Here is a 23,654-nt window from a genome sequence, read left to right as displayed (position 1 = left end):
ATAAACAATTCAACTATTAAATTGTTTCTATCAAATTTCTACCGGGAGTGTACCTCTGGCATTTTCTTTGCCAAAGATAGCTCCAGCGGCAACCTGTAATGCAGGGTAACTAAATTCATAGGTATTGATAAAGGCTTGCAGCTTGTTTAGAAAATGAAAATCATATGGGTTCCGCATACCGACTCCAATAATATTTCTATTTTCTTTTACTAATTGATTAACAAACGTGATAACAGGGCTATTTTCTGTCACGGTCACTGTTCCTAAAATGATATAATCCACGTTTTTGGCAGCATAAAAGAGTTCTTTCGTTTCCTGCTTCAGTTTATTTTCGTCATACACTTTCACAGTCGCATGAGGAATATATTCTCTTACCGCGGATCCAAGTGATTTCTGTTGCGTTTTTTTATCTTCTACTAATGCCATAGATCCTTGAACTGGTTCCAGCACAAGTACTTTCCGCAGCTTATCTCTTTTTAATGGCAATAGTTGATCATTATGAACCATTGTGACACTTTCTCTATATACTTTCCGAGCTAACTGATGATGTTCCTTGGAACCAACAATTTGTAAGGTTTCTTCTTTATCTGATAATGAAGTGCCATTCCAAGTTGCATACTTTTCTTTTAACAACTGGATACGCTGAAACGATGCTTCGATACTAGAAGCAGACAATGCTCCACTTTCAACTGCACCGGTAATTTCTTGAATCGTTCTTTTTTGAACAGGATACGTATGAGAAACCATGACAAAATCAGTACCTGCCTGCAATGCTTTTACTGCTCCTTTTTCTGTTCCTATGGTATTTGATATCGCTTTCATCTCCATACAATCCGTTGTAATCGCTCCTTGAAATCCTAACTTTTCACGTAAAAGTTTCACATAAACCTGCTTCGATAAGGTTGCAGGCGTATTTGCTTTCGGTTCAATTGCAGGAAAATAAACATGTGCAGCCATGACAGAATCTGCACCAGCTCGAATACAAGCTGTAAATGGAACTAATTCCACTTTTTCTAACCGGTCCATCTCATGAGATATCACTGGTAAATCTAAATGGGAATCTACACTTGTATCACCATGACCTGGAAAATGCTTTAGCGATGTCATCACCCCTGCATCCTGCAATCCTTTCATCATTGCTTCTCCAAATTCTGCAACCTTTTGAGGATTTGCACTGAAAGAACGAACACCGATGACTGGATTCTGCGGATTATTATTCACATCTAAGACCGGTGCCAGATTCCAATTGATTCCCAACGCTTTTAATTCTCTTCCAGTTGCTAAACCGACCTCATACGCATATTGCGGTTCATCTGTCGCGCCAAGCGCCATCGCCCCTGAAAATGTTGTCATGCCTTGATGCATTCTGCTGACGACTCCGTTTTCCTGATCCAGACAAATAAATAATGGCTTTTCATATCCGGCGGCTTTTGCTTCTTTTTGTAAGCTGGAAGTTAATTGAAGTACCTCTTCTGGCTCTCCGATATTACGGCTAAACAAAATAATGGAACCAACATAATAATCATGAATTAATTCTTTTATTTCGGGCGTTATTGCTTTTCCATTAAATCCGACAACGAGCAGCTGCCCAATTTTTCTTGCTAACTTCTTATTACTCACGAAACATCCTCCTTTATTCGATTGCACAGAAATTATGATAAATTACCCGCTGTAACAATACGATGATATAAATTTCTTCCTAGTGAACCTGCTTGCATCGGATAGGGGCCTTCAAAATAGAGCCGTTCTTCTTCCAGCTCACCGATTTTGCTGATTTCTCCCTCGATGTACTGGTTTAAACGGTACATTACCGTATCTATACGCGTAAGTACACCGCCATATCGAATCTCAATAATTTCCCAACCAAAAGGTTTATTGATAGAAAACCATAATGTCCGATGTATTTTTCGCATTGTATCCACACGCTCTTTTACTTCTTCTAAGACTGGAATTATTGTTTGAAGCTTGCTTCGATCTTGTTTATCATATAGTTCTTTGATTTGCCTGCCTAATTCCGCTTTGATGCTAAGAACATGTGATAATTGCTGGTAGAAATGAAATAACAGACTCCAATCTGTATTTCTTTTTGCTGCTTGCTCCAATTTAGCTGTCAAAAGTTCATAATGTTTGTTTAAGGGGAGATTTTTGATATTCTCATCGTATAGACCAATCAAAATATCTTGCCACAATAAAAGCTTGGAAGGGTTGGAGGTCTGCAGATTATCTTTATTTACTCCAGGTGTTTCATCTAATTGGTTGAAAAGTATGAAATCATCAAAATTTGCTCCTGCACAAAATTGAAAACGTTTCTGTAGGTGAGCCTCTGAAAAAGTTTCATGATAAGCATGTTCGGCAAATAACTGTAAGACCGGCAAAGCTGTCATCATTGGCGTTTCTGCACCATTATCTCCCCACATTGTCACGAAAATTTCCTTGACCTTCTCTTTTTTACAAGCACGTAAAGCGGCTTCCGTTGTGGCAAAGGCTTTGCCATAGTTAGGAGAAATTCCATTCCACGTCCATACGCCACCCGCAAATACAGGATTATCTTTTAATGCTTTGTGCTTCTGAATAAATGTACGGTAAAATTGTTCATCATCGTGGTAATAATCCCAATACACAAGCTGGGCGTCCGGAATGGATGATATAACCGACTCTGGAATATCGGATTCTAAATCATAATATCCTCCATGCTTGGAGCCGAGACGAAAATACATATCACTCCAAATCATTGGCTTCAGCTTTTTTCTCTCCGTAATAGCTGTTACTTCTTGCAAATGTTTATTCATAATATCAAATCGTTTTTCATATCCATGTACATCCAAATACTTTCCTAATCCTAGCTGATGTGCTTCGTCCATGCCGATATGAATCCGTTTTGATTGAAATGGACGGCTTGCAGCTTCAATAAGATGTTCTAAAAACGTATAAGTAGCCTTAGATCCTGCCAATAAAATGTCGGCTGTATCGCGGATAGGAATGGCATAATTCCACTTTAATGCTTCCGTTAAATGAGCTAATGTCTGAATACATGGAATCATTTCAATCCCTAAATTTGCTGCATACTGATCACATTCCCTTAACTCTTCTTCTGTATATCTTCCACGCATATAGCCAAAATAAGGGTATTCCTTTACCGTATATGTATCTTCCGTATATACCATCAACGTATTTAATCCCATCATAGCTATTTTTCGTACTAATTTTTTTATCCCATCCACCGTCATCACTGCATTCCGTGAGGCATCCAGCATCGCACCTTGCATCGTAAATTGTGGATATTCCACAAGGTTAAAGTCTTTTTGTGCATAAAAATGCTCTAACCATAATCCAAAACCTCTAAAAAAATGAATCTTTTCCTGAAATACGATTTCACTTTTCCCATGATTATTTTTCACAGACAAGGGTCCTTCTTTTTGAATCACCTGGATCCGATGACCTTCCTCTGATAATTCAATATCCAGCTCCTTTAAAAGCTGTTTCAGCCCTTTTTTTACTTGTGATACATCACCTGTTAAATGAAGTTTCATATATATCCTGACCTCGCTTTTCTATCATTTGGTATTAATCCATTTCGATACTTTAAGTTCGTTTTTGAATTTATCCACGCTATACTATTTGGTTTGTATTAGGATATGCTTTTGAAAATTGAAATAGAATATCAGATTTTCATTCGAAAAATTGTTTTTCTGTTTTATCATCAATGGGCTTCTGCAAAAACTCTCTTGGAATAAAGTTTCATTTTATGATTAGTTGAAAATCGCATTGAGGGAAAGCCAACAGTACCTTACACAAAATTAAAAAGATGGCAGGATACTTTCCCGTCATCTTTTCCCACTAATTTGTATTTTAATGATTATTAATTCCATATAACTGTTACGTTTTAGACTTATATAAAACTTTCTTTTGTTAGGAACGAACTTCCGATCACTCTCTCACTTTACTTTTTTAATCATTCCATTCAGCGCAACCTTAGAACAAGCATAATGTACAATTGGACTTTCAACGATAGGTTCTTTTGTTAGAAAGACAAAAAGAGACTCTTTCGCAATGTTTACTTTTGCGTTTTGGACTTTCCACCGTTCATGCTGAATATCTCCACGATATAGTCGACCATTTTTATACGCCCAGAAAATATATCGTTCTAATAGCCAGTAATCAAGGCTTCCTTTTTTTGGATGAAAAGCATCTTCAGTCGGTGTATAGCTTGCATGAAATCTTGCAGATAATTTTCCTTTACGCAGGCTGTTTATATGGTAGGTATCTGCTGATTTGTCCATCGTCATATCTGCATGAAGAAAAGGAGCTTTTATTATTTTTCCTCCCAAAACAACAGATAATTTATTTGTATCCATCGTAAAGAAATATACGCCTTTTTCTTCATTTTTCTTCACATATGTTCTTACATTCAGCTGCAGCATCGGACATAAATAAGGAAGGCTTGGCAAATAACGAATCCGATTTTTGCTTACTTTAAAAGCAACCATACTTATCCAGGCCTGTCCATCAAATGTATCTAATTCTAAATTCTCTGGAAGGCGTTCTCTCAAAGCTTCAGGTGATATGGGCAGGTGGATAAATAAGACATGCTCCCATTTCTGGAGCATCACCCAAGGAAAAGGATTACGGATGTCTGCGGTTTGTATTAATTTTTTCGTTATCATATGGATTTTTCCTATTCATATTTTTATAGTTATGTATACACTTTAGTTTAAGCTTTTTTGTATTCCTTTATTCTTCATACTTAAAAATATTAAATAGGAATGAAGCTTACTTATCAATAAGTTTCCCTCTCCGCTTCAATAATACATACTCCAATGTTCCCGTTCCGACAAATATTCCACACAGGATAAAAATAAATCCGATGAAATGAAATAAAGTAATCGATTCATTCAAGAAAAGTACAGATCCAATTACCGCAAAAAGTGTATTCAAGTTCATAAATAATGTTGTTTCCGCAGGTCCTACTTGTTTAATCGCAAAATTATAAATGATATGTCCGAATGCCGTACACAGCAGGGAACTAAAGAGAAAAACCAGTCCAAGCTTCCATGAAAACAGCTGTGTTAAATCGGAAACACGATGATCAAAAAACAGACTTGTCAGAAATATAAAAAATGAACCAATAAGGAGCATAAAACCTGTGCTTAACCTTGAATCAAAATCGGCATGGTACTTACCAATCAGAATAAAGCTGAATGCCTGCGTCAAAACAGCAAAAAAGACAACTACATCTCCTACCGCTATACTTTCAAAACCTCCCCCTGAACTCGTAGTGAGAAAGATTCCAATAAACCCTAAAACAAATCCAGTTAATCGCATTTTAGGGACACGTTGCTTTAACAATAGAATAGCTAATAAAACAGTCAATAATGGCCCGGTTCCTAAAATTAAACTACTGTTTATCCCAGAGGTATACTTTAATCCAACACTTATTAAAGCATGATGCAAGACGACGTTAAATAACCCGACATAAAGAATAACCTTCCATTCTTTCTTACTTGGCCATCGAAATACGCCCATAAACAAACAAATCAGAAGTACAGCAACACCTGCGACAAAAATTCGGACAGAGGTTACCAAAATCGGGTCTATGTTTGTAACTAAAACTTTAATAGCTGAAACGTTAAATCCCCAAAGCAGCATTACAATAAATAAAAGAATGTATATATTTTTCAATAAAACACCTGATTTCTAAATGATATTTGAAAAAAATGACAACTTTTATAGCAATCTACTATTTTGAATAAGTCTTCTTAAAATAAGTATTTTCTTTGTTTTTTGTTAAGACAACGTTTTTGCGCACTATATAAATTATAACATGCATTTATTTTAACTAAATCTCATTTTGGATATTTACAAATGAATATAAATTCTTTATTATGTATAAATATACAAAAAATAAAGAATGTTAGGCGGGATGAGATGACTACAGAAACGGATATCGTACACAGCATTGAAAAATTAGCTGTCAATGCTTGGCCCCCATATACCCAAATGCTATTTGAGAGCTGGAATCTGCGGGCAACTTTTGGCGTAACTAAAAGAGCTAACAGCGTACATACTATCGGCCCAATACCGGAAAATAAAGATTGGCTTAAGATTATTGAACAGTTTTATAAAGTAAAATCGATAACGCCCTGTTTCTATATTAGTGAAATATCTCCATCAGAATTGGATGTTATTTTAGAAGAAAAGGGCTATGATAAATGCGATCCATCTTTTATCATGCAGGCACCCTGCGAGAAAATATTAAAGAATACAATTCCAGATCATACATGGATTATACAGTCTTCTTCAGAAATAAAGTCTGCGTGGATTAATAATCTAATACATTTAAGTGAAGCTTCACCAGATAAGTACGAAGCGTATTCTCATATCCTATCAGCGATTAAACCAATGAAGCATTTTATGTCTATCTATTCTGGTAACCAAATTGTCGGGATGGGCTCTGTCGTTGTTGAAAATGGTTGGGGATGTATTAGTAATATTGTTGTAGATAAAAATTATCGCCGAAAAGGAATAGCTGTTCAGCTGGTGAGGCACCTGACTGCATGGGCTTTGACGAATGATGCTTCTCATGTCTATTTACAGGTTGTGGCGGAAAATCAAGCTGCTCTTCACTTATATGACAAGCTTGGGTTTCAGACGGTTTCTGAATATCATTTTCGTGTATTGGCTGGTTCTTAGAAACTATGTGTATATAGCACTATAAAAAAGACGCTTCCGCAAAAGCCAAAACTTTATACGAAAACGCCTTTCAGGATATTGTTTTAAAATAAAATGTTACCTTTTAGTGGTCAAGCAAGCATTACGCAGCCTTGAAACCTTTGTAAGTCAAGGGTTTGAATGAATGACTTACATCATCCCAGGCATTCCGCCCATGCCGCCCATATCAGGCATTCCGCCGCCTTCATTTTCATCCGGCTTATCTGCTACTACAGCTTCTGTAGTCAAGAACATAGCGGCAACAGATGCTGCGTTTTGTAGCGCATAACGGGTTACTTTCGTTGGGTCTACGATACCAGCTTCAACCATGTTTACCCATTCGTCGGTTGCTGCATTGTAGCCAATCCCTACTTTTTCGCCTTTTAGACGTTCTACAATGATAGAACCTTCTAGTCCAGCATTATGAACGATTTGACGAACTGGTTCTTCTAAAGCACGTAGTACGATGCTTGCACCAGTTGCTTCATCGCCTTCTAGGCTAAGTTCACTTACTTTACCATGAATATTTACTAGAGCAGTACCGCCACCAGGTACCATTCCTTCTTCTACACCAGCACGCGTAGAGTTTAATGCATCTTCAATACGAAGTTTACGTTCTTTTAATTCTGTTTCTGTAGCTGCGCCAACTTTAACGACAGCAACACCGCCAGCTAATTTTGCCAGACGCTCTTGTAATTTTTCTTTATCGAAATCAGAAGTTGTTTCTTCTGCTTGTGCACGGATTTGTGCAACACGGCTGGAAATTGATTCTGGATCTCCAGAGCCTTCCACGATTGTTGTATCATCTTTTGTTACAACAACTTTAGAAGCACGTCCTAATTGTTCAATGCTTGTTGATTTAAGGTCTAGTCCAAGATCTTCTGTGATGACTTCTGCACCAGTAAGTACAGCGATGTCTTCAAGCATTGCCTTACGACGGTCACCGAATCCTGGAGCTTTCACAGCTACAGCGTTGAATGTACCACGTAATTTGTTTACTACTAATGTAGCAAGTGCCTCGCCTTCCACGTCTTCCGCAATCATAAGAAGCGGCTTACCTTGTTGAACAACTTGTTCTAATACCGGTAATACTTCTTGGATATTTCCAATTTTCTTATCTGTAATTAAAATATATGGATCTTCTAATACGGCTTCCATTTTATCCTGGTCAGTAACCATATAAGGAGAAGAATATCCACGATCAAATTGCATACCTTCAACTACTTCAAGCTCCGTGTTAAATCCTTTTGATTCTTCGATCGTAATAACACCGTCATTACCTACACGTTCCATCGCTTCAGCAATCAATTGTCCTACCTCATTATCGCCTGATGATACAGCTGCGATTTGAGAAATTGCTTCTTTGCTTTCAATTGGCTGAGAAATCCCTTTTAATTCTTCTACAGCTAATGCCACTGCTTTTTCAATACCGCGACGGATTCCAACTGGATTGGCACCAGAAGTTACGTTTTTAAGTCCCTCACGAATCATTGCTTGAGCTAGTACAGTTGCAGTTGTTGTACCATCACCAGCAACATCATTTGTTTTAGAAGCTACTTCCGATACAAGCTGTGCACCCATATTTTCAAATGCATCTTCTAATTCAATTTCTTTCGCGATTGTTACACCATCATTCGTAATTAGCGGTGAACCGAATTTTTTATCTAATACCACATTGCGGCCTTTTGGCCCCAAGGTTACTTTTACTGCATCTGCTAAGGTATCCACACCACGTAACATTGCGCGGCGAGCGTCTTCACTAAATTTAATATCTTTAGCCATGTTAAAATTCCTCCTCCAATTTGATTCACGGTTTCATTTTAATCTGTAAACTTTTGCTTAAAGATTCATCGTATATTTTTGATTAACCTACAATTGCTAAAATATCATTTTCACGAAGAATTAAGTATTCAGTACCTTCATATTTCACTTCAGTACCAGCAAATTTAGAGAAAATAATACGGTCTCCTTCAGAAACTTCTAAAGCTACCTTTTCTCCATTTTCCACACGTCCAGATCCCACTGCAACTACTTCACCTTCTTGCGGTTTTTCCTTTGCAGAGTCTGGAAGTACGATTCCGCTTGCAGTTGTTTCTTCTTGTTCAACAAGTTTGATAACAACACGATCTCCTAATGGTTTAATCATGTAGAATTGCCTCCTTAATCCCAAATCATTTTATTTTTATTAGCACTCTTGATCTTCGAGTGCTAACTCCAATTAATATAATAATTAATTCTTGGAAAAAATGCAAGTAGGATGATAAATAATTTTTAAATTAACTTTTTCATGGTTTTATGCATGATTCCACGTACTTCTGATTATAATTTTGAGTGATAGATGTGTTAGAATATATTTTATGACGGTCTTTCAATGGTTGCGATGACTTCTGCACCTGCCACACTGACTAATGTGGACGAACTTACAGAAGCTTCCCTTCCTTGTTCCTAATGTGTCATTTTTAGTAGTTTCTAGAACATTTTAATTAAGGGAGCGTTTTTATGACTCGAAGATATATATATGTCATACTTACATATATCATTATGCAATTCTCTGCTTTACTTGCCGTACCGCTGCTCGTATTTGGATTTAATGCAGATCCTGTTCTTGCCAGTGTTTATTGGTCTGTGTTCAGCTTTACTATCGGACTTGTTATTGTTCTTTTGTTGTTAAAACCCGATATGCAAGTCCGGGCTCATTCCGATGCTGTCGGCGTTGGCGGCATTATTGTCTGGTCTGTTCTGGGAATCTTTATGGCCCTTCTTTCTCAAGGGTTGGCTGCAACGATTGAAATGGAGGTATTCGGAATTGATCCAGGCTCAGAAAATACCCAGGGCATCATGAACATGGCCCGGGCTGTCCCAATCTTTGTCATTCTTCCGGCAATACTTGCTCCTATATTAGAAGAAATAATTTTCCGGAAAATTATTTTTGGATCACTTTATAAAAAAATGAACTTTTTCTTTGCTGCCATCATTTCCGCCCTTATTTTCGCCGTGATTCATTGGGATTTCTTGCATATACTAGTGTATACAGCAATGGGATTTGTTTTTGCTTTCCTTTATGTACAAACGAAGCGAATTATTGTTCCGATTATTGTGCATGCAGGAATGAATACACTTGTTGTACTGGCACAATTTTCATTAGATCCAGAAGAAATCCAAAAACGGCTTGACGAATTACAACTCATATTCTTTGGAGGTTAACATGCATCGTCCATATTTAATAAAAGCTATTGTTTACATTTTATTCGGTGCTTTGCTTATTTATTTTGGCGTTCTTAGTAAAGGAGACACCGTCTGGGATGTGGTAACAATCATATTCGCCGGGTTTGCAGCATTAACTTTCTATGCTGGTTTACGAATGCTCCGATTTTATTTTAAATTAAAGAATAAAAAATAAGAAAAACTAGCTCTCATGCATCGTCCTTCTTTTAGAAGGATCGTAAAGAGCTAGTTTTTTTGTACAATCAGAAAATACATGGAAGAATAACATCTCCATTGCAACCCTATCCTATTCCTCATCTAAAGAATAATGCTTCAAAAAGTATACAAGGGATTGCAATTCTACTGTTAAATCAATATGGTGTACACGAATATGGTTGGGAACCGTAATACGTGCCGGCGTAAAATTAAGTATGCCTTTAATACCAATATCAACAAGTCGATTTGCAGTAGCATCCGCTTCTTCAGCGGGAATGGTTAAAATGGCAACTTCAATCCCTTTAATTTTATCTTCTAGTTCATTCACATGATAAATGGGAACACCGCCAACTTCATTCCCAACTTTTGACTCATCTGCATCAAACGCCATCGTAATACGGATATTGTTGTTCTTTAAAAAATTATAATGTAAAAATGCAGTTCCCAGGTTTCCCACACCAATTAAAGCAACATTTGTTGTTTCATGCTGATCCAGTGTACTTTTAAAAAAACCTAATAAATACTCAACATTATATCCATATCCCTTTTTTCCGAGAGCTCCAAAATAGGAAAAATCCCTGCGAATCGTTGCAGAGTCAACTTTAACTGCTTCACTTAACTCTTTCGAAGATACACGCATCTTCCCTTGCTGATATAAATTATTGAGAAATCGATAGTATAATGGCAAACGTTTTGCTGTTGCCTGTGGAATTTTATTTTGTTCCATTTGAAACGGCCTCTCTTCAGTTACTAATTATAAGAAAACTTATATTTTAAAACCTTTTCATTTCTATTATTGATACTACTATGATTTTAAGATAAAAGCTTTCTTTATATCGTTAAAAATGATTTATTCGAAAATGCACTCTCTACTATACAATTTTAACAGAAATACAGCCAACATGGCGAACTTTAGCATTATTTTATTGTAGCTTCTATTTTGATACGTTACACTTATAAAAGGTGTACTTTCTTTTATAATAACTCAACTTTCTCACCTTAAAAAGAAACTTCATTTATATAGAAACAGGAGTTGATCGTTCTTTTGATAACTTCCTTGACAAAGAAAGAGTAGAAGGTGAAGTGTAAAGCGCCGCTGCTGCGGACCGTTTTGCCTTCCTAGGGGCACGCTCTTCAGCTAACTTTTGCCAAGAAGAGCACTTGGCAAAAGTGGATCTTCAGATGGTGCTGATCCCTCAGGAGTCAAAACGGTCCGCCTCCGCTAGTTAGATGTTCTATACGTGGAAAACAACTCACCTAATAGATGTTTGATCAGATAAGACATATTTTTCATGCTGTATGGTAAAATGTTCTGCTAAGATTGATTTCTGTGCATGAAAGCTATTCTCTGTATTTCATATCCATTCTGTCATCATTGGTTGTTCAGGCGAAAGCTGTTATTTCGTCAAACTCATCAAAATGTTATTTCTTTCGTTCGCTGTAGAATCCCATCAGAGCGGAGGCCAACCACGCAGACTCCTATGGGAACAGGGCGAGCTGAAGATCCACTTGAAAAGCGGTTTTCTTTTCAAGTTAGCTGAAGCCGTCCCCATGGAAAGCGGAGTGGTTGGCCGGAGCGGGAGCTATGCACAATCACCAATTCCAAAATGGCCGGATATGTAATCAAAAAGTAAGCATGGTACTGGAGAACATGTTCATCCTGAGATAGCAAGATATATATGCTTATTCTTAGGTGCGATAGTTGAGTAAGATTAGTCAAAAAGAAAAAAGAATAAATATATTCATTTCCCAGCTTTGTTCATATTTAGAAAGGATGGCAACGATGATTTTAATGCAATTAAACGGAATCTCTAAATCCTTTGGAGCAGAAGAGATTCTTTCTAACATAAAAATGGAAGTTAAAGATAATGAACGTATAGCAATTGTTGGCCGGAACGGAGCCGGAAAATCAACACTTCTCAAAATAATGGCAGGCGAAATGCCTTTTGATGGTGGTGAAATGTTCAAGCCAAAAGATTTAACATTTGGCTACCTCTCTCAGCATATGACATTAGAGTCTGGAAAAACGATTTGGAAAGAAATGCTGGATGTCTTTTCTCCACTTCTGACTATGGAGAAAAAATTACGGGAGCTGGAATTACAAATGGCGGACGCTTCCAGTATGGACGAAGCGGACTACCAGCAACTGCTCATCCGATATGATAAGCTACAAAATGAGTATCAATTGAACGGTGGATATACGTATCAAGCGGAAATAAAATCGGTATTAAATGGATTATCCTTTGGTGATTATGATTATGATACTTCAATTACAGATCTAAGCGGCGGACAAAAAACAAGGCTTGCTCTTGGCAGACTCCTCTTACAAAAACCGCAGCTTCTTATTCTCGATGAACCGACAAACCATTTAGATATTGATACACTTACATGGTTAGAAGGATATTTAGTAAATTACCCGGGAGCGATCATTATTGTTTCCCATGACCGCTACTTTTTAGACAAAACGGTATCTATTGTTTATGAAATTTCCAGACATCATTCTAAAAAATTCCATGGAACCTATAGTAACTATTTAACACAAAAAGCACTTGATTATGAGCAAGAGAAAAAAGAATTTGAAAAACAGCAAACAGAAATAAAGCGGTTGGAAGATTTTATTCAGCGTAATTTAGCACGTGCTTCTACAACAAAACGAGCTCAAAGCAGAAGAAAAAAACTTGAAAAAATAGATCGCCTTGACCACCCTGCCGGGGATGAATCTTCAGCATCTATTTCCTTCCAGGTAAACCGCCAGAGCGGGAATGATGTATTAAAAATAAAAGAGTTAACATTTCAATATCCAGATACAGAGCAGCCAACTTTTAAAAATATCACCTTGCATGCGAACCGTGGTGATCGTATCGCATTAGTTGGACCAAATGGAGTCGGTAAAACCACCTTGTTAAAAACGATTATTGGCAAGATGCAGCCTGATCAAGGGGAGATACAACTAGGCACAAATGTCCAAGTTGGCTATTATGACCAGGAACAGGCAAATTTAAACTCGAATAAAACCGTTCTTCAAGAGCTATGGGATGACTATCCGCTAATTAATGAAAAAGATATTCGTACCATTCTCGGAAATTTTCTATTCTCTGGTGAGGATGTCTTAAAGCCTGTATCCGCCTTAAGTGGTGGTGAAAAATCAAGACTTGCCTTGGCAAAATTAAAAATGCAGAAGGCAAACTTACTTATCCTTGATGAACCGACAAACCACTTGGATATTGATAGCAAAGAAGTATTAGAAAGTGCTTTAATCGATTTTCCTGGCACAATTATATTTGTTTCCCATGACCGTTATTTTATTAACCGTATTGCCGATCAAGTTGCAGAAATGCAGACAAGCGGTGTGAAAATGTATCTTGGTGACTATGATTATTATTTAGAGAAAAAGGCAGAAGAAGAAGAATGGCGTTTGTTAGAGCTCCAAAAACAACAAAAAGTAACCGAAGAGAATACCGTTTCTGCAAAAAAACTCAGCTTCCAGGAAGAAAAGCAACGCCAGCGTGAAGAACGTAAACGAAAACGCCGAATTGAAGAATTAGAAACGTTAATTGAACAGAAGGAAGAAGCGATTGCTGATATCGAAGCAGAAATGACCAAGCCAGACGTATTTGATGATCATAAAAAGACAATGGAATTAACGGATAGATTAACAACGTTAAAAGAAGAATTAGACCAGTTTATGGATGAATGGACTGTGCTAGAAGAAGATTAAGCAATTGATATAATTTTCAGATCGTTGTATACTAAAAGCAGGCAAAATGATTGCCTGCTTTTTTACATGAGATGAACGTTGCTGCGTTTTTCTAAATATAGTAAACTTATTTTTTAACAAAACTAATATTTCAAAATGATAAATGGAGGTTGTTGTCTCGTGGGGATACCCATCATTACCTTTATCTGTTTCATTCTTACCAGTTTGATGTATTATGCTGTCAAAGAAGCAAGGTTATCTCAATCAACCAAGGTAGAAGTACGTTTAAATGCAAATACGCTTCTTCATTCCCTTCCCTTTATACTTATGTTTATTGGCCTTTTTAGCAGCGCATGGCTTACTGTGGCTGTTACTCTCCCACTTGGTCAAATTCTCTCTAATTCTGTTTTACCTTTTTCACAAACAATGAATGAGTTTATTATCATAGGACTTTCCAGTATTTTATTATTTGGTTTATGGATTAGTTTAGGTTATTTTTTTCCAAAGTGGTTGGCAAAAAATCATCCGCAGCTTATCATAAAAAGTTTATCACGGTTGTTTCCTAATTCATTTTCAAAAACAAATATAGAAGCAACATCACCGTCAGAAGAGCAACAACAAGAGGCTCAGAATATTATCGAATTTAGCGGCAAAGATGTAGAAGAGATTGCAACACATCGTACAGATTTAACTGTTCTACAAATGGATGCAACGTTGGAAGAAGTATTTTCTATTGTACAAGAAACCGAATTCACCCGAATTCCAGTTTATGATGAAGATATTGACCAAATTGCAGGGATATTACATGTAAAAGATTTCTTCCAAAGTCTAAAATCAGGTGCATCGACTGCTTTCTTTTCCCTCCATCATTTGATTCGTCCTGCTGCATACGTCAGAATGAATCAAGAAATGGATGAGGTTTTTAAAGATATGAATGAACGAAACTACAGTATTGCCATCGTTCTTGATGAATTTGGAGGAACATTCGGATTAATTACCTTAGAAGATATTATTAGAGATATTACGAACGATTTGTTGGGAGATCGAAAACCGATAGCAACAGAGTTAGAATCAAAGGACATTTTACCGCTTTCCGGTAATCGCTACTTCATTAATGGATCGATCAGCTTATTTAGCTTAGAAGGGACTCTTGGCGTCGCTTTTCCAATTGACACACCGCATCAGACATTAGATGGCTTTTTATCCGAATTAATGGAACAACAGCCCGACCACCAAGAGAATACGGTACATTATAAGCATCTGTTGTTTACCATACAGTCTGTAAGGGATAATCAGATTGAATCCGTGATTGTTAAGGTACATGATGAAGATATGATGGAGCATCAATTTATAGGATAGTTTTCTTTATGGCCTAAGAACGAACAAGTCTTGAGACTTGGATCACGCTTACCAATGTTATTGTCAGGTTAGCTGGCCTGGACAACAATGACACGCTTACTTTACACTTAAAAACATTTGTGGCAGGTGCCGATTCCACGCCCCGCGTTCAACACATTGGATACTTAAAAATGTTTGCGACGTTAAAACCTAATATGCGACGCATTCGATAATTATATAAAGCAAAAACGCATGAGAAAATTTAATCTCCATGCGTTTTTGTTTTATATTATATTATTTAAATAAATAATCATTCTGGATAGTTTCTTCTACCGCTACTCTATAAATAACAGCCATGCCAAGCATCGTTGACATAACGGAACTTCCTCCATAACTGATTAAAAGTAAAGGAATACCAGTTACTGGCATAATTCCAACAGTCATCCCAATGTTTTGAAAAACATGAACAAGCATTAAGCTTAAAAACCCAAAACAGAAATAAGCTCCGAATGGCGAATGCTTATATATATTTAACCCAAGTGTTACTAATTTATATAAAAGCATAAAATAAAGAAGGACCACGAAAGCACTGCCAACAAACCCAAAACTTTCTCCAATGACAGAAAAGATAAAATCCGTCTGGGCTTCCGGATAGTTTACCTCAATACTTCCCATTCCTTTTCCAAATAACTGTCCTGATCCTAGCGCCATATGTGAGCGTTCAAAGTGAAAGTTCGCGTCTGCTGACTGCTGTGACGGATCAAACCAAGTCATGACACGATCGATTTGATAAGGCTGAACTCCGAGTGTTTCTTCAGCAAACCCTGGAAATTCAATAACTATAAATAAAGCACTGGCTATAACAGCAACACCTGATAGAATTAAAGAAAAAATGATTTTCCAATTAATTCCTGATAGAATAATCAGCATTCCTACTATGAATAAATAAACCATTGCTGTTCCGAAATCTGGCTGTAGCATAATTAAAAATACAGGTATTGCTGTATACAATAATAGCTTACCAAGAAGTTGTATATCTGTCTTTAACGTACTTACTTCATACTTTTCCTTATGCTTGCTGATTACTGCCGACAAAAATAGAATCGTGGATATTTTAACAAATTCTGCTGGCTGAAGCGTTAATCCTGGTATAAAGGTATACCAACTTTTCGCACCATTTATTTCTCTTGCAATAAAATCTGGGCTAATAGGAATAAATGCCAGTAATACAATCCCGCCGATATAAATATAGAGACTTGTTTTATACAATTGCTCTAAGTCTAAAAACTGCACAGACGCAATCATTCCAACCCCAATTGCATAAAAGAGCATTTGCCGTATTAGAAAATTCGTATTATACTGCTCTAGTTGCTGTGCATTATACACTGCCAAAAAACTTATTATTGCAAAAGCAAGCAATAATAAGATTAAATCAGTTTGAAAATAATAATTTTGTTTTTTATTCATCGGATTCCCACCAAATTTCTCCTGTTGCTTTCCTGATTTCCATGAAAACATCACACATTATAATCTATTACAATAGGTATTAGCAATCATTTCAGCATAGACATTTTTTATAAAGTAAAACTTTATTCAATGGGGGTTTGCACATGGATGTACTAGTGCAGACGCCTGAGACACGACGTCGCGAACTTAGTCTGCTCCATCCCTCACTGAAACGGGCTGGGGCTTTGATTACCTACGTTGTCAGCTTAATACGACCGCTACGGAAAACACTACACTTTCCACGGGCCCCGAGCTCATCTCTTCGAAAAAAGAAGTTCGCTTTTTTCTGCGGGGTCTTCCCACTGGGACTGCGATAAATCTCGCTAGTAAGTTTAAATTGTTATTATACCTATTCTAACATTAATGAAGGATTTGCGTTTAAATCAAGTTCTACAAATTTCTCTTTTTCGTATAAAATGGTTCCTGCTGCCGCAATCATAGCCGCATTATCTGTACATAAATGAATTGGTGGAATATACAAATCAGCATGACCATTACTAAAGCGATCTTTTAAACTTTCTCGTAACCCTTTATTTGCTGCAACACCGCCAGCAACAATAACCTGCTTCACATGATATTCTTGCGCCGCACGATATGTTTTTTCCGTCAATACTTCAATAACGCTTTGCTGAAAGCTTGCTGCAACCTCTGAAGGCTCTAACGTTTTCCCACGCTGTTCTGCATTATGAAGCGTATTGATAACAGCGGATTTTAGGCCACTAAAACTAAAATCATAACTTCCTTCTTCTAGCCAAGCACGTGGAAATTCAATCGTTGCCTCTCCTTCTTTGCTCAAACGATCAATTTCTGGCCCTCCCGGATATGGGAGTTTTAACATCCTTGCAACTTTATCATAAGCTTCACCAGCAGCATCATCTCTTGTTTCACCAATTAATTCATACATGTAATGATCTTTCATCAGGACAAGCTCGGTATGTCCTCCTGAAACAATCAATGCCAAAAGTGGAAACTCAAATTCATTTTCCAAGCGGTTTGCATAAATATGTCCAGCAATATGATGCACACCAATAAGTGGCTTATTTTTTGCAAAGGCTAAAGCTTTTGCTGCATTAACACCAACAAGAAGCGCTCCTACTAAGCCTGGTCCTTCTGTAACAGCAATTGCATCGATTTCATTCCAGCCTACTTCAGCTTGATGAACTGCTTCTTCTAAAACCATGGTAATTTGCTCTACATGGTGTCTTGAAGCTATCTCAGGTACAACACCACCAAAACGCTTGTGACTTTCAATTTGAGATGCAACCACATTCGAAAGAATTTCGCGTCCATTCTTTACAATCGATGCAGCTGTTTCATCACAACTTGTTTCTATACCTAATATCACTGTGTCTTTTTTCATTTTACATTCACCCACATAACAATAGCATCTTCAAAATTATCCGTGTAATAATGCTTTCGAATTCCACCAGCAACAAGCCCAAACTTCTTATATAAAGATTGTGCAGCCGTATTTGAGACACGTACTTCTAGTGAAAGTCGTTCTACTCCTCTACTAGCCATAAAAGTCATCACATAACCGAATAATTTCTCACCAATTTTTTGTCCTCGCATATCTGGATGAACAGCAAAATTTGTAATTTGTCCGTCTCCAAATACTATCCACGTACCAATGTAGCCAATAATTCGATCATCCACACAGGCTACAAAGTAATAAGCATGATCGTTTTCACAGAGTTCTTTATAAAATATATCTGCATCCCACGGTCCTTCAAATGTTGCTTCTTCTACTGCCAACACTCCTGGAACATCTTCCAACTTCATCTCACGAATAACAAACGCACTCATCGGTTTGCTTTCTCCTTTTGCTGCTTTTGCCAATTTGCTTCCGCTTCTGTTAAACGAAGATAGTTCGGAACAAGTGCATGAACAGAGTCAGCTTCTTTTCCTCTGCCTAGAAGCGCCAAATGAGCTGCTCTTGGAAGTTGAAATGATATATCAGCAATCACAGCTTTATCCTGCAACTGCTCTATAATAACATTTTTAAAAAGTTCGATATCCTGACTTAAAAATAAGATTTTTTCTCCTGATTCTTTCAACTTTGCAAGCCAGTCCGTCATTAAAATATTTTCTTCATCCATTACTGTTTCAAGGGTTTCATTTTTCCATTGATATGCCCCTGTATAAACTAAACCGCGTCTGGCATTAAAAAATGGGCAAATGATTCCATCAAATAAAAGCCCCTGATAAGCCAGCGTCTCCAGGCTAGACACACCTATAACCGGTATATTTAAAGCCCATGCCATTGTTTTTGCTGTAGCTAATCCAATCCGGACTCCAGTATAAGATCCCGGCCCTTTTGCAACAACAATACGATCTAATTCAGAAGGGGTCACGTTCACATCCTTCATCAGCTTTTCCACTGCAGGCATTAAACGCACGGAATGATTTTTAGCGATATTTGTAGTGACTTCACTAATTATTTGTTTATCACCTAATAATGCCACACTTAAAACTTGATTGGAAGTATCCATTGCAAGTATTTTCATAAAAAAACTCCTAACTCAATGCTTTAACAACTTGTTCAAAATGCTCCCCGAAAGGAGTAAGTGTAATTTCACGCTGATTCTCATTATCTGCATAATGCATTTTAATATCCAGCCGTTCTTTGGGAAGAAAATCTTCAATAAAACTAGCCCATTCAATTACTGTGATGCCATCGCCAAAGAAATAATCGTCAAAACCAATATCCTCCATCGAATTCTCTAACCGATACACGTCCATATGATATAGTGGTAAACGCCCGCGATATTCCTTCACAATGGTAAAAGTTGGACTACTGATATTACGCTTCACTCCCAACCCCTTCGCCAACCCTTTTGTAAAAGTAGTCTTTCCAACACCAAGTTGACCTTCAAGGGTTAAGACATCGTTAGGCTGTAAATTCTCAGCTAGCTGATATGCAAAATCTTGTGTATCCTTTTCTGTTTTTAATAACAACTGCAACAATGATTCCACCTACTTTAAATGTGTGTATCCGCTTTTCGTTAATTGTTTTGTCTCTCCATGTGTTTGAATCAGAACACGCGGTTCTTCCGCTTCATAGACATAGCCAATCTGCCGGATAGGCGTATTTATCTGGTCAGCAATTTCCTGGACCCTCGGCCAATTTGCTTTTGATATTGTTCCGAGAAGTTCAAAGTCTTCTCCACCTGACAATTTCCATTCGTACTGCTGCTCTTCAGAAAACTGATGAAAACTTTCAGAAACAGGAACGCTGTCTTCTATAATGAAAATCCCCACACCAGAAGCTTCTGCTATCTCATTTGCTTCATTTGAAATTCCATCACTAATATCATTTAACGCCACCCGATTTATTTCCCGTAATCCTAGCGCCAATGCCACTCTCGGCTCTGGAAGGCGATGACGTTGGATATAATAGTCCTGGCTTTTACATTCCTGGCCTTGCAGCAATATTTCTAAGCCTGCCCGGGAATCTCCCAATGTTCCAGTAGCAAAGATGATATCGTTTGGCTGCGCATCACTTCGAAATCTAGCTTGATCTTTCGGTACATATCCCATTGCTGTAATAGAGATCATTAAACGGTCACTTGAAACCGTGTCGCCACCAATTAGATCCATTTGATGCAAGGATGCCAGCTCATGCATTCCTTGATAAATTTCCTCTAACGCTTTCTGGTTCCATGTTTTTGGAATACACATAGAAACTAAATAAAAAGCAGGCTCTGCCCCCATTGCAGCTAAATCGCTGATATTTGCCGCTAGTACCCGATACCCGATATGAAATGGACGCATGGTTTCTAAAGAAAAATGGATATTCTCAACAAACGTATCTACCGTTGTAACAATATCCGATGTACTGCGAAAAACAGCTGCATCATCGCCAATTCCTTTGACTAATGTTGGCTGACTATAAGCTTTTTGTTTGATGGCATTAATAAATGAAAATTCATCCATACGATCACCAATTCCTTTATTTCACATTGGGAAAATTTCACAAATGTTTCGTTGGGACAGGCAGAGCAGTCCCCATCCTAAGAAGTATTTCACAACGAAGTCAACTTTTCATATGCTTAGCTAACAAACCGAACTATTCGTTAAACCATAAACGAATACAAGCTTTTTTAATCTACTACTTATCATAGCAAATCAAAGCCAAAAAATAAAAATTTATGTCATAAAAATCGATACAAATTATTGATAAAAACTATTTTACCTATTTTTTAAATCTCAAGTAACAATAATCCATTTATGCATTAAAAAAACACATGTTTCTTAGCGGAAACCATGTGCTGCCGATTACTATTATTTTAAAAATCATGGCGGTCCGGACGGGACTCGAACCCGCGACCTCCTGCGTGACAGGCAGGCATTCTAACCAACTGAACTACCGGACCTAAATTATGTATGCTTACTTTATCCAGTACTCCAATGGTAAAAAATCTGGATCTTAATTTGGTTGCGGGGGTAGGATTTGAACCTACGACCTTTGGGTTATGAGCCCAACGAGCTGCCAGACTGCTCCACCCCGCGATATGAATGATTATTTTTTCTATCCCTTAATTAGGGACAAGATTTATTATATCCTCTTTTAGAGAATAATGCAAGACCCTTTTTAAATTTTTTCTAATTATTTTTTTGATCATTACTTCTCTATTAGTTTATCCAAATTGAGTGTTGTTTATAAGTGTTATTGCGAATGACTATGGAGTTATGAACACCTCTATCCCATTTTCTCTTCATATAAAATGCATTGCTTCTTTTTAATATTTTTCTCTTAAAATCTTCCATTAAGTTGTTACATTCCTTGAAAAATTAATTTTTACAGTAATAATCCCCCTCCATATAATGATAAAAGGGGGATTTTATACCGTTTATTTACAAGTCTTTTTATTAATGTACATATTTTTTTATAATGAGTGTTTGTATAATCATAAATATTCCACTAACTGCCCAATATAAAGGTAATGCTGAAGGGACATTTAAAGAGATAACTGCAATCATAATTGGAGATAAGAAGCTCATAATAGCCATTTGCTTTCGCTGGGCTTCTTCTAATCCAATGAGACTTACTCTTGCTTGCAGATAATAAATAAGCACAGCAAAAGCAACAAATAAAAGATCTGTTTCTCCTAAACTAAACCACAGAAATGACTGCTCCGCTATCTCTGGAGTACGCATAATAGCATAATAGAACCCAATCAGAATAGGCATCTGAATAATTAGTGGCAAACACCCTACCGCCATTTTAACAGGATTAAAATTATGCTTTTTATAAAGATAGCTTAATTCTCTCTGCATACTTAGCTGATCTTCTGTACTGCTCTTGCCCTTATATTTCTTTTGAATCAGGTCCATCTCCGGCTTCATCACTGCCATTTTCTTTTGAGAGTCTTTACTATTCTTTGACTGTCGAATAAAAAATGGCATCAATACAAACCGAATAATAATTGTAATCAAAACAATTGCAATCCCGTAATTACCTTGAAACAAAAAAGCTATTTTTTTAATCAAAAGTGAAAAAGGATACACAAAATAATGATCAAAAAATCCTGTCGATGAACTGTCAATAGGAGCAGTATTTGCTCCACACCCTGCAAGTATAACAGTCAACAATAGTACAATAATTAAAAGCTGATATTTTTTAAAGGCTGTGAGTAAGCCCTTTTTTTCCATAATTGTCCTCCTCTTATTTTAAACTTCTTCTTAAAATAAGAGGCTGCACTGTCATTTTTATCGTCTTTTTCATCTATTCTTTTACATGTTACGATAAGCCAAATGATAAAGGGCTCATTAATAATGAACGTTTTATCCATATATCTGATATTGATTTTAATATTTCGATGTTTATCACCCAGTACGTAATCATATACAATCGGATTATTATGATGAAAATGAACAAAGTACATGATCCCCATCGTCATCAACATGACACCGAAATACATATAAAAGATGGAAGAATCTATAATGGCACTATTAAAAAGTTCCAGAAACATGCTTACTCACCTCCTTTATGTATTGAAAATTAATCATCATTTAAGCTAATTGTTATTATATCAAAAAATCAGGTTATTTCCTATCCACAGCTTCTTAGAGAATTTGTTAGCATTTATCATTGTTGATTCGTATTTTGCATTGTCTCAATAAGCAGAGTAAAATAATAAAAATAGGTATATAAGGGAGTTGATAAACTATGCCAGTTTTCATTGCATTATTACGAGGTGTTAATGTAGGCGGAAAAAATAAAATTAAAATGGCTGAGTTACGAGAATCACTTACAGCATTAGATCTTAAAAACGTTCAAACGTATATTCAAAGTGGAAATATCTTATTTCAATCGGACAAGAAGAAGAAGATATTGCGAGAAGAAATAGAGAATAAAATCATGCAAGATTTTGGACTTTCTATTTTTACGATTTTGAGAACTGCAGAAGAATGGGAACAGCTAATGGCAAATTGTCCCTTTTCCGCGGAGGAGATTATAGAAGCAGAAACAGCTTCTGTCGGAGAGAGTCTCTATGTGGCTTGTTTTCTTAATCCTCCTTCCAAAGAAGATCTAGAAAACTTAAAGGGATTTCAACATGAAAAAGAAAAGTACCATATCCAAGATAAAGAAATCTATCTTCTTTTTTATAATAGTATTCGCAATGCTAAGCTGGCAAATCAACTTCAGAAATTAGGTGTTCCATTCACCGTTCGTAATTGGAAAACAGTCAATAAATTGGCAACAATAGCAAAAACAATAGAATAATATGGTTTTATTAATAAAAAATTACCTTTTCTTCTTATTGAAATCAGTAATATTTTTTTACAAAAAAAGAGCTAAGCATAATGCTTAACTCTTTTTAATGTGCCTGGCGGCGTCCTACTCTCGCAGGGGGAAGCCCCCAACTACCATCGGCGCTGAAGAACTTAACTTCTGTGTTCGGCATGGGAACAGGTGTGACCTCTTCGCTGTCGCTACCAGACTTACAAGATTTTGCACCCTGAAAACTAAATAAGAGTA

General features: G+C 36.8%; 21 protein-coding genes, 2 tRNA genes and 1 rRNA gene. 6 read left to right on the top strand and 18 right to left on the bottom strand.

All coding sequences use genetic code 11. From position 1 onward, the window contains the following. Positions 1 to 30: 30 nt before the first annotated feature. The 4 genes from nagZ to BN986_RS21010 form a co-directional block, all read right to left on the bottom strand. Positions 31 to 1,620 (bottom strand): beta-N-acetylhexosaminidase, encoded by a 1,590-nt coding sequence (nagZ, locus tag BN986_RS21025; protein WP_040983900.1) that lies wholly within the window; start codon positions 1,618 to 1,620, stop codon positions 31 to 33. A gap of 32 nt (positions 1,621 to 1,652) precedes the next feature. After that, the gene (locus BN986_RS21020) at positions 1,653 to 3,530 is read right to left on the bottom strand and encodes a beta-N-acetylhexosaminidase (protein ID WP_040983898.1); all 1,878 of its coding nucleotides are present in this window, start codon (positions 3,528 to 3,530) and stop codon (positions 1,653 to 1,655) included. Between the two features lie 405 nt (positions 3,531 to 3,935). Then, positions 3,936 to 4,664, bottom strand: coding sequence for a YqjF family protein (locus tag BN986_RS21015; protein WP_052401010.1), 729 nt, complete (start codon positions 4,662 to 4,664; stop codon positions 3,936 to 3,938). Positions 4,665 to 4,770: 106 nt separating this feature from the next. Beyond that, positions 4,771 to 5,679, bottom strand: coding sequence for a DMT family transporter (locus BN986_RS21010; RefSeq protein WP_040983896.1), 909 nt, complete (start codon positions 5,677 to 5,679; stop codon positions 4,771 to 4,773). 246 nt (positions 5,680 to 5,925) lie between these two features. On the opposite strand from BN986_RS21010, the gene BN986_RS21005 reads away from it, so the two are divergent. After that, on the top strand, positions 5,926 to 6,690 hold the full coding sequence (locus tag BN986_RS21005) for a GNAT family N-acetyltransferase (protein WP_040983894.1): 765 nt from the start codon (positions 5,926 to 5,928) through the stop codon (positions 6,688 to 6,690). Between the two features lie 168 nt (positions 6,691 to 6,858). Here the strand turns inward: BN986_RS21005 and groL are convergent, their stop codons facing one another. Together groL and groES are read right to left on the bottom strand one after the other, a co-directional pair. Continuing rightward, a complete protein-coding gene (gene groL, locus BN986_RS21000) occupies positions 6,859 to 8,490 on the bottom strand; it encodes a chaperonin GroEL (protein ID WP_040983892.1) in 1,632 nt (543 codons plus the stop codon). Positions 8,491 to 8,572: 82 nt separating this feature from the next. Continuing rightward, on the bottom strand, positions 8,573 to 8,854 hold the full coding sequence (groES, locus tag BN986_RS20995) for a co-chaperone GroES (RefSeq protein WP_040983890.1): 282 nt from the start codon (positions 8,852 to 8,854) through the stop codon (positions 8,573 to 8,575). A 353-nt stretch (positions 8,855 to 9,207) separates the two neighbouring features. Between groES and BN986_RS20990 the strand changes: the two genes are divergently transcribed. Both BN986_RS20990 and BN986_RS20985 read left to right on the top strand, forming a co-directional pair. Next, the gene (locus tag BN986_RS20990; protein WP_040983888.1) at positions 9,208 to 9,912 is read left to right on the top strand and encodes a CPBP family intramembrane glutamic endopeptidase; all 705 of its coding nucleotides are present in this window, start codon (positions 9,208 to 9,210) and stop codon (positions 9,910 to 9,912) included. Position 9,913: 1 nt separating this feature from the next. Next, on the top strand, positions 9,914 to 10,108 hold the full coding sequence (locus BN986_RS20985; protein ID WP_040983887.1) for a YdiK family protein: 195 nt from the start codon (positions 9,914 to 9,916) through the stop codon (positions 10,106 to 10,108). Positions 10,109 to 10,219: 111 nt separating this feature from the next. On the opposite strand, the gene BN986_RS20980 is transcribed toward BN986_RS20985, so the two are convergent. Then, the gene (locus tag BN986_RS20980; protein ID WP_040983885.1) at positions 10,220 to 10,855 is read right to left on the bottom strand and encodes a redox-sensing transcriptional repressor Rex; all 636 of its coding nucleotides are present in this window, start codon (positions 10,853 to 10,855) and stop codon (positions 10,220 to 10,222) included. 1,056 nt (positions 10,856 to 11,911) lie between these two features. On the opposite strand from BN986_RS20980, the gene BN986_RS20970 reads away from it, so the two are divergent. Both BN986_RS20970 and BN986_RS25870 read left to right on the top strand, forming a co-directional pair. Continuing rightward, positions 11,912 to 13,846 carry an ABC-F family ATP-binding cassette domain-containing protein gene (locus tag BN986_RS20970; protein WP_040983882.1) on the top strand — a complete coding sequence of 645 codons (1,935 nt, stop codon included), beginning with the start codon at positions 11,912 to 11,914 and terminating at the stop codon, positions 13,844 to 13,846. Between the two features lie 159 nt (positions 13,847 to 14,005). Beyond that, entirely contained in the window at positions 14,006 to 15,184 is a 1,179-nt protein-coding gene (locus tag BN986_RS25870) for a CBS domain-containing protein (protein WP_052401009.1), read from the top strand. Between the two features lie 273 nt (positions 15,185 to 15,457). Here BN986_RS25870 and BN986_RS20960 read toward each other — a convergent pair whose 3' ends face one another. The 10 genes from BN986_RS20960 to BN986_RS20915 all read right to left on the bottom strand — a co-directional run bounded on the left by BN986_RS20960 (position 15,458) and on the right by BN986_RS20915 (position 22,644). Then, positions 15,458 to 16,630 carry an FtsW/RodA/SpoVE family cell cycle protein gene (locus BN986_RS20960; RefSeq protein ID WP_040983881.1) on the bottom strand — a complete coding sequence of 391 codons (1,173 nt, stop codon included), beginning with the start codon at positions 16,628 to 16,630 and terminating at the stop codon, positions 15,458 to 15,460. A gap of 388 nt (positions 16,631 to 17,018) precedes the next feature. Then, positions 17,019 to 18,029 carry a tRNA (adenosine(37)-N6)-threonylcarbamoyltransferase complex transferase subunit TsaD gene (gene tsaD / locus BN986_RS20955; protein WP_040983879.1) on the bottom strand — a complete coding sequence of 337 codons (1,011 nt, stop codon included), beginning with the start codon at positions 18,027 to 18,029 and terminating at the stop codon, positions 17,019 to 17,021. Beyond that, positions 18,026 to 18,475 carry a ribosomal protein S18-alanine N-acetyltransferase gene (gene rimI / locus BN986_RS20950; protein WP_040983877.1) on the bottom strand — a complete coding sequence of 150 codons (450 nt, stop codon included), beginning with the start codon at positions 18,473 to 18,475 and terminating at the stop codon, positions 18,026 to 18,028. The genes tsaD and rimI overlap by 4 nt, the downstream gene beginning before the upstream one ends. Continuing rightward, positions 18,472 to 19,176: a tRNA (adenosine(37)-N6)-threonylcarbamoyltransferase complex dimerization subunit type 1 TsaB gene (tsaB, locus tag BN986_RS20945; RefSeq protein WP_040983875.1), complete on the bottom strand. Its 705-nt coding sequence runs from the start codon at positions 19,174 to 19,176 to the stop codon at positions 18,472 to 18,474. Before tsaB ends, rimI begins: the two co-directional genes overlap by 4 nt. A gap of 10 nt (positions 19,177 to 19,186) precedes the next feature. Beyond that, on the bottom strand, positions 19,187 to 19,633 hold the full coding sequence (gene tsaE / locus BN986_RS20940; protein WP_040983873.1) for a tRNA (adenosine(37)-N6)-threonylcarbamoyltransferase complex ATPase subunit type 1 TsaE: 447 nt from the start codon (positions 19,631 to 19,633) through the stop codon (positions 19,187 to 19,189). Positions 19,634 to 19,645: 12 nt separating this feature from the next. Further along, positions 19,646 to 20,605 (bottom strand): thiamine-phosphate kinase, encoded by a 960-nt coding sequence (gene thiL / locus BN986_RS20935; protein ID WP_040983871.1) that lies wholly within the window; start codon positions 20,603 to 20,605, stop codon positions 19,646 to 19,648. Positions 20,606 to 20,968: 363 nt separating this feature from the next. Next, a tRNA-Asp gene (locus BN986_RS20930) sits at positions 20,969 to 21,045 on the bottom strand. 59 nt (positions 21,046 to 21,104) lie between these two features. After that, positions 21,105 to 21,181 (bottom strand) — tRNA-Met (locus BN986_RS20925). A 360-nt stretch (positions 21,182 to 21,541) separates the two neighbouring features. Further along, positions 21,542 to 22,324, bottom strand: a complete 783-nt coding sequence (gene yidC / locus BN986_RS20920; RefSeq protein ID WP_052401007.1) for a membrane protein insertase YidC — start codon at positions 22,322 to 22,324, stop codon at positions 21,542 to 21,544. Then, positions 22,276 to 22,644 (bottom strand): hypothetical protein, encoded by a 369-nt coding sequence (locus BN986_RS20915; protein WP_040983869.1) that lies wholly within the window; start codon positions 22,642 to 22,644, stop codon positions 22,276 to 22,278. The genes yidC and BN986_RS20915 overlap by 49 nt, the downstream gene beginning before the upstream one ends. Positions 22,645 to 22,841: 197 nt before the next feature. On the opposite strand from BN986_RS20915, the gene BN986_RS20910 reads away from it, so the two are divergent. Continuing rightward, complete coding sequence (locus BN986_RS20910; protein WP_040983867.1) at positions 22,842 to 23,399, top strand: DUF1697 domain-containing protein; 558 nt, start codon at positions 22,842 to 22,844, stop codon at positions 23,397 to 23,399. A gap of 101 nt (positions 23,400 to 23,500) precedes the next feature. On the opposite strand, the gene rrf is transcribed toward BN986_RS20910, so the two are convergent. Then, a 5S ribosomal RNA gene (gene rrf, locus BN986_RS20905) occupies positions 23,501 to 23,616 on the bottom strand. Positions 23,617 to 23,654 lie beyond the last annotated feature (38 nt).

This window comes from Oceanobacillus jeddahensis, from assembly GCF_000750635.1.
Classification (GTDB): domain Bacteria; phylum Bacillota; class Bacilli; order Bacillales; family Amphibacillaceae; genus Oceanobacillus; species Oceanobacillus jeddahense.
Note: the sequence above shows the minus strand (reverse complement) of the source record. Positions and strands in the feature narration are given on the sequence as shown.